Consider the following 6,216-nt stretch of genomic DNA (forward strand, 5'->3'; position numbering starts at 1 on the left):
CGGATATTGTGGTAATGCCTTAACCAACTGTCGGGGCATATCTGTTTTATGTTGCGTACAGCCCATAACCAGAGAAGACAACAAAATAATTAACGGAAGGTTTCTTTTCATTTTCATTCCCGGCACAGATAAGAATAAGTCTTATTCTAACAATGCCACCCTGTCGGTCATCAATCCTCTGCTTAATGGCAACGACAATTATCCGACTTAAATCACAAATCAGACACATGACATAACAGAGCTTGCGAGGTAACACATCGTCCGGTTTCTTCCACCATCGCACCGGACCAGCGACCATGAGGGGACAACGCCGCGCTCCGTTAACGCGGTAAACCCCGGTGTGTATCGTTTTTGATTATCCCCGCACACTCGCGCAGAGGAGTCTCCCGGTCGGGCTGCGGTCTCTGTTAATGCGGGGATACGGCGACAATACCGCGCATGGTTAATAAGGTCGCTCAACACACTGGCTGTAATGCAGCGGATACCATGCGGCATTTAGCGGCATTCATCGTACACTCAACGGTTAGCTCTTCATTCGTGGCATTCACCTGAAAGGTCCGGGAGTGTAATTGCGTACATTTACCACTGAACGAACCTTCAACAAGAACACGACCACGCTGCAAAATACGGAACGGAATTGTTCCCTGAAAAGGCTTTACGGTTACCAGTAATTTCTTCATGCATTCTCCGGATAACAAAAATACTAGTTAATACACTGAGTGCGGATATATTCCTGCGCCCCTTCCAGTTGCTTCTGCATTGTCATCAACCGCTCTCTGAGGGTGAAATAATCCCGTTCAGCGGTGTCTGCCAGTCGGGGGCCGGTTGCATTATCCATTCCGGAGGTGCCGGTGGCTTCACGCACGGTACCGGAGCAGGTGGCGTTGATCCGCAGGCGCTTACGACCAGCGGCAACATCAGCACGCAGAGTTTCATTTTCAGCTCTCGCATCGGCTAATTCCCTTGAGTATCTGGCATCAAGCGCAGCAACATCACGCTGGCGCTGCTGCATGTCAGTAATGGTTGCGTTTGCCAGCTCCAGCTCTCTGGCTTTTTTATCGCGCTGCGCTTTGTAGGTGATGGCGTTATCACGGTAATGGTCTGTTGCCAGCCACAGCGCACCACAGACCACCAGCAGAATAACGGTAAACGCGGAAAGCATTCGGTTTATGTTCACCCCAGCAGCCCCGACGAAGACAACATCATCCAGGCCATGGAAAGAAAAAGAGCAACCAGCATTAGTGAAAATGAAATGCCGACAATTACACAGAGGATCTTCGCCAGCGTTATGAGTTTGTCTGACATGCTTAATCCTCCCTTCACGATTTCAACGCAATGACCAGTTTTGCCAGCCCATACAGCATCGGGGACACAGCAACACCGACCGCCATCCACTTAATGGCAAAAGCCAGTGCTCTGCTGATGTCATCAGTTACAGGCGCTTTCAGTTCAAGGCCGTTTTTCATGGTCAACCTCAACAGAATTCGTTTATACTTCGCCATGTTCTCCCTTGCCTTACTCAAGGTCAGAAACACAAAACCCCGCTTGGTGCCAACAAACGGGGTTTTTACTTTTATTCACTTACGTTTCGCCAGTTCGCAGGATTTCGTGTTATCCGTCCGCGTGCTCATGCCTTATTTTTCAGCAAAATATTCTGCTTATCTGTCGATGTCCCAGCACGCCAGCGCACTTTCCTGGTCTCGCCGGGATACCTGACCGTAGCAATTATTTGAGCGGATACGGCAGTCTCTGCCACCGTCCTTAATCCACCAGCGAATCGCTTCGCATGCTCCCCTGCGGTCACCAGCATTAATCCGTCTGTAAAACGTCGACGGGAAACACTTACCGGGGCCAATGTTATAGGGACAAAATGACGCGATACCCGCTTTCTGGGGTTCGGTCAGCGGCACTTTAATATTGCGCTCCACCCATGCCAGCGCCTTATCACGCTCAATGGCGTTGACCTGGTCGCATTTTTCCTTCGACAACTTCATGCCCGGGACGACAGGTTTACTATCCACCAGGATGGCACCGCGGCAGATGGTCCAGATACCCGCGCCATCACGGTATGCCGTGGTGTGGTTACCTTCCTTTTCATCCAGAAACTGGTCGAGGATTTCAGGCGCAGGCGCACCTGCGGCAATCAGCGCCAGAACGGCAGCCGACAGGCCGTATTTGATTTTGGTGTTCATGGATATTTATCAGGGTTTATCGATTTCAAATCCCTGGATATGTTAAGTCTTCAGGCCAGCGGTGGAGTCTTCAGAGAACCCGTAATTATTCCCGGTAGTTTTCCTCTGTAGGTTATCAACACATCCTGCGCCTCTAAAATTACGGGGCGCTTTTCCGGCAACGGACCATCCCCTTCACATAACCCGGCAGCAACATCCATGAAAAACTGCTTCGCCTGCTTTTTCGCCTCAGCTTCGTAAAACTCCAGCGTGGCATCTTCAGTACGGTCAAGACTAATCGCCACATCTGGCAACAACAGTGACGGATACCCACCAATTTCCAGTGCCACAGTAACAGTAATCTTATTCGGGTAATTATTTATCCCTTTAACAACCAGTTCGTATTTTTTCTTCATCGCTTTACTCTCCCCGCGCCGCCTTACGACGGTCCTCTCTGATTTTGAAATACAGGTTAGTCAGATATGTCAGCAGCCCAAACAACAGACTCCCCAGCACGCCTATTGCCGCCCACTGAGACGGGGAAACCCTGTCCAGCAACTGCAGGAACCAGTAGCCCGTTCCCACCGCTGACGTGGTGTATGACACACCTGTTGTGATTTTTTCCATCTGGTACATACCCCGTCTCCCGCAATCCGGAAGCTCACAACAATATAAAGACCACCGGCACACACCGATGGTCCCTTGCGCATGCTTACATCATCATGTCGCTGTCAGGTGTAGGTTCACCGCCATCTGAAGCACTCCCGTCACCCGCGATACCTTCCGGCTCAGGAACCGCTGCTACGCCCAGCAGCTCATCCAGAATGGCATCCACTTCTGCATCAAGACGCGACTCAAGATTCTGGCGAAGTTTCTGTTTCAGTGCGCTCCGGACTTCCTTCACTGCCTCTGCAGTGACCAGGGATGTGATTTCTGACATGGGATTTTCTCGCTGAAAGGGGTTGTTAAGGAGTAACGGGTTCTTCGGGTTTGCTTCCGGCTGACTGACTGGCGCTGATTTTCTCAGCGGCCCTTTTATCAATCTGCCTGCACCAGAAATCGCGCACAGCCCTGTACCCACCCGAAAGAAGATACAGCACACAGACCGCCGTACAGAAGTACAGCATCACCTGATGAATAAATGTCATAATTTCTTACCGTTATGGTTGACAATGAGAATTGTTTTCATTTAAAAACCAATGTACGAAAGCATCTTTTCTTTACATTCTCCATTGGGATTACCTCCGCCAGCTTCCATTCCTGCCGCTGGCGGCTTTTTTTAGCAATTATGCGGCTGCTCCAGCTTTGTTTGCTTTAACTTCCACCGTATCAATAAGTACAGGGTAGGTTTCTGCACTACCTGTAATATCCGTAATGACAAACCTGTTGAGTCCATTAGCAGTATTGGCCCATTTCACCAGGTCAAACGCCTGTCCATCCACACCATCAAGCACCGGAGTAACATTAATGCTGTTACTGCCCTTAAATTTAAATGCAAGCGTATGCCAGTCATGGTCGAATGCGCCAAACGTGCCAAGTTCTTTTTGTTGATTAACTGTATGATGGTATGCAATATTAATACTGGCTTTATCTGTCTGGACAAAGAAAGAACTCAGATGGCCTTCACCACCCTCACCCGGCCATTCCGCTATTCGCCAGTACAAACCAAAGGCATACTTGTTTCTGGTTGTCTCAAGATTGACGTTTTCGGGGATTTTAAACCGGACAGCAATTTCCCCGCCTTTTTCCAGTAAAAGTTTTGCCTTGTCTGCAGCAATATCACAGTACATTGACCAGGATTTCGCGCTGTTATTTTTCTCAATTCGCAGAGCTTTATTGCCGCTGTCATCAACCAGTGTGCGTCTGCCATACATACCGTCCCAGCCATAAGGTTTCAGCTGATTGTCTGTAGCTTTTTTGGCATCGTAAAAAATTACAGACTCTGAGGTGGTAACCGGCCTGTCTGGAACAACCACCCCGGCAGTACCATTAACAAACGCAGAAGACTTACCCGCGCAGCTCAGAATCGCCGTTGCCAGACGGTCGGAAATAATCCCACGGCGAGCCCATGAACTGAAATGGCTCGCCCTGTCCTGTGACGTCCAGGTGGCTGAGCTGTCACGCCATTTCGAACCGTAATAACCGATACCCGGAATGTCCGGGTCTTCTTCCGGTTTGTTCGTCGGCACATTCACCCCGTTCTCATCGGTCATGAACGGTACGAAATGGATATTCTTTTCCGTTTTATTTTTATAGCTGCCGTACACCGTCTGGTACGTGGATTCGTTCTTCTGCTTCCAGAAATACGTCGTGTCCCCGCATATCCAGGGAACACCGCCAGCAGAGCCACCGACGCACTGGCCTGCCATATCCGCCAGGTCTGCACGGAATTTATCAACCAGCGCACCAAACTGTGCGGCATGATTTGCCGGCGTACCGCCAAAATCAAATTCCCCCTGCATCCACACCACGGCAAACAGCACATTTTTCGGGTTCTTCTCCAGTGCCGCTTTTGTTCGACCGATAAGGTCCTTATACAGCGGCTTGTCCACACCCCAGCGGGTTGAATTCTCCGAGGCACCACTCGCGTCACTGTATGTGCCATCAGCTCCGGTGGTGAACGCTGAACCACCACGACAGCACGGAACCAGCAGAATGCCCGCATTCGCCGGTATAAACGGCAGCAGTTTTTTGGCGATATGCAGCCCCTGCCCCACGGTTCCGTACTGCCCCTTTGACAGGTCCGCTTTCGGATGGTTAAGACGGCTCATGTCCTGCACATCATGCAGACAATGGTCCGCCGGAATGATGTCGTTATATTTGCATGCTGCACCGCCCGGTGTCACCGTACTGCGACGCGCCAGTTGCTTAATACGCGGGTCCGGACGGTCATATGTCCCCGGCAGCGGAAGGCCTTCACCATACGACATGCCGTTTGACTGCCCTGCCAGAACCACAACAAAGTAATACTCCGGGTCGCTGGTGGCGCTGATTACTGCACCTTCTGCTGCAATCGCCTGCATCAGAGTATAAGGGGTTATGGCCACCGGACTACCAAACGGCTGCCAGCCCTCTTTCAGTTTATGTGTCAGCTTTTCCGCAAGATCTGACGGCGACGCCGCCCTGACAACATCATAGTGTTTAAATGCCATGGTTCTTTCCACCATCTGAAAAATGATTCTTTAAAATACCTGACATGTAATACAGAAAAAACACAAAACCATACCTTAAATAAAAACCTCATCATCAAGCAGATATGCATGGATAAACTACAAGACGAGATATAAACCACCCTGCATTTAAATAAACAATAAACAACATCAGAAAAATAATTCTGCTCTATGGTTTACATTCAAAAATATCATTTATACTTTTCAGAACATCACCAGCAATGCATAAACAAGGAAACCAAATGAAGTGGATTGTGATTGATACAGTTATCCAGCCATCATGCGGAATATCTTTTTCAGTCATATGGAGTAAAATAAAATTAATAATCTGGTATCAATCGGATGCTTTCTTACCTCCTGAAAGTATATTTACACTGACTCACACAGGCATCATGCTCAATAACAAAGTGCTACCTGTAACCATTTACAACGTAGTACCATTCAATAAAACATTCTGGAATTTAATCAAAAACAGCCAGGAATGCCCTACAAATACAGATAACGTATTGAATGAATGCTTTAATAACCGTTGCACTCTGCAAATATGTCCTTATGGGCTAAAACAACAAAGTCCATAAGGAGTTTACTCACATCTGACAAAATCAATATAAACAGCCCCTCCGGAGAGGGGCTGGAGAGTGGCGCTATGTGCCATTGCATGGTGCCGGGTGCCTCCCGGTGAATTCAGTACCAGCACCTGAATCCGCGATTATCCCATATACCTACTCGCTGATTGCCCCTCCGCACAGGGGGATTCACCATGCCAGTTTCTTTTAACAAACTCCCCGCAAACCAGACAACAGTCAACCGCCTGAATTGTGAGACATTTAAAAAAAAGCCCGCAAAAGCGAGCCAGGGAAAATAAGTGTGGCGCG

At 49.0% G+C, this 6,216-nt stretch carries 11 protein-coding genes and 2 pseudogenes; 2 read left to right on the plus strand and 11 right to left on the minus strand.

Annotated elements, in window-relative coordinates; genetic code table 11:
- From BFF42_RS28570 to BFF42_RS09595, 11 genes and pseudogenes are all read right to left on the minus strand, one after another.
- Positions 1-111 (minus strand): annotated as a pseudogene (locus BFF42_RS28570) (TonB family protein); the annotation flags it as partial.
- A 344-nt stretch (positions 112-455) separates the two neighbouring features.
- The gene (locus BFF42_RS09540) at positions 456-680 is read right to left on the minus strand and encodes a hypothetical protein (protein ID WP_000735655.1); all 225 of its coding nucleotides are present in this window, start codon (positions 678-680) and stop codon (positions 456-458) included.
- Between the two features lie 23 nt (positions 681-703).
- A complete protein-coding gene (locus BFF42_RS26915) occupies positions 704-1,162 on the minus strand; it encodes a lysis protein (RefSeq protein WP_000947254.1) in 459 nt (152 codons plus the stop codon).
- 11 nt (positions 1,163-1,173) lie between these two features.
- Positions 1,174-1,305 carry a hypothetical protein gene (locus BFF42_RS28095; RefSeq protein WP_001280932.1) on the minus strand — a complete coding sequence of 44 codons (132 nt, stop codon included), beginning with the start codon at positions 1,303-1,305 and terminating at the stop codon, positions 1,174-1,176.
- Between the two features lie 14 nt (positions 1,306-1,319).
- Positions 1,320-1,502 (minus strand): hypothetical protein, encoded by a 183-nt coding sequence (locus BFF42_RS09560; RefSeq protein ID WP_001151821.1) that lies wholly within the window; start codon positions 1,500-1,502, stop codon positions 1,320-1,322.
- Between the two features lie 156 nt (positions 1,503-1,658).
- Positions 1,659-2,192, minus strand: a complete 534-nt coding sequence (locus BFF42_RS09570; RefSeq protein WP_001092881.1) for a lysozyme — start codon at positions 2,190-2,192, stop codon at positions 1,659-1,661.
- A gap of 50 nt (positions 2,193-2,242) precedes the next feature.
- Entirely contained in the window at positions 2,243-2,587 is a 345-nt protein-coding gene (locus tag BFF42_RS09575) for a YdfR family protein (protein ID WP_000731267.1), read from the minus strand.
- 4 nt (positions 2,588-2,591) lie between these two features.
- A complete protein-coding gene (locus BFF42_RS09580; RefSeq protein ID WP_000284510.1) occupies positions 2,592-2,807 on the minus strand; it encodes a class II holin family protein in 216 nt (71 codons plus the stop codon).
- A 76-nt stretch (positions 2,808-2,883) separates the two neighbouring features.
- Positions 2,884-3,213: a DUF826 domain-containing protein gene (locus BFF42_RS09585; RefSeq protein ID WP_165850575.1), complete on the minus strand. Its 330-nt coding sequence runs from the start codon at positions 3,211-3,213 to the stop codon at positions 2,884-2,886.
- Positions 3,137-3,319: a DUF1378 family protein gene (locus BFF42_RS09590; protein ID WP_000142783.1), complete on the minus strand. Its 183-nt coding sequence runs from the start codon at positions 3,317-3,319 to the stop codon at positions 3,137-3,139. Before BFF42_RS09590 ends, BFF42_RS09585 begins: the two co-directional genes overlap by 77 nt.
- Before the next feature lie 138 nt (positions 3,320-3,457).
- On the minus strand, positions 3,458-5,323 hold the full coding sequence (locus BFF42_RS09595) for an SASA family carbohydrate esterase (RefSeq protein WP_146759035.1): 1,866 nt from the start codon (positions 5,321-5,323) through the stop codon (positions 3,458-3,460).
- Between the two features lie 260 nt (positions 5,324-5,583).
- Between BFF42_RS09595 and BFF42_RS09600 the strand changes: the two genes are divergently transcribed.
- Both BFF42_RS09600 and BFF42_RS27640 read left to right on the plus strand, forming a co-directional pair.
- Positions 5,584-5,919: an anti-adapter protein IraM gene (locus tag BFF42_RS09600; protein ID WP_000871291.1), complete on the plus strand. Its 336-nt coding sequence runs from the start codon at positions 5,584-5,586 to the stop codon at positions 5,917-5,919.
- Between the two features lie 70 nt (positions 5,920-5,989).
- Positions 5,990-6,115 (plus strand): annotated as a pseudogene (locus BFF42_RS27640) (hypothetical protein); the annotation flags it as partial.
- Between the last annotated feature and the right edge of the window lie 101 nt (positions 6,116-6,216).

Source organism: Shigella sp. FC1661 (genome assembly GCF_001712525.1).
GTDB classification, from domain to species: domain Bacteria; phylum Pseudomonadota; class Gammaproteobacteria; order Enterobacterales; family Enterobacteriaceae; genus Escherichia; species Escherichia coli.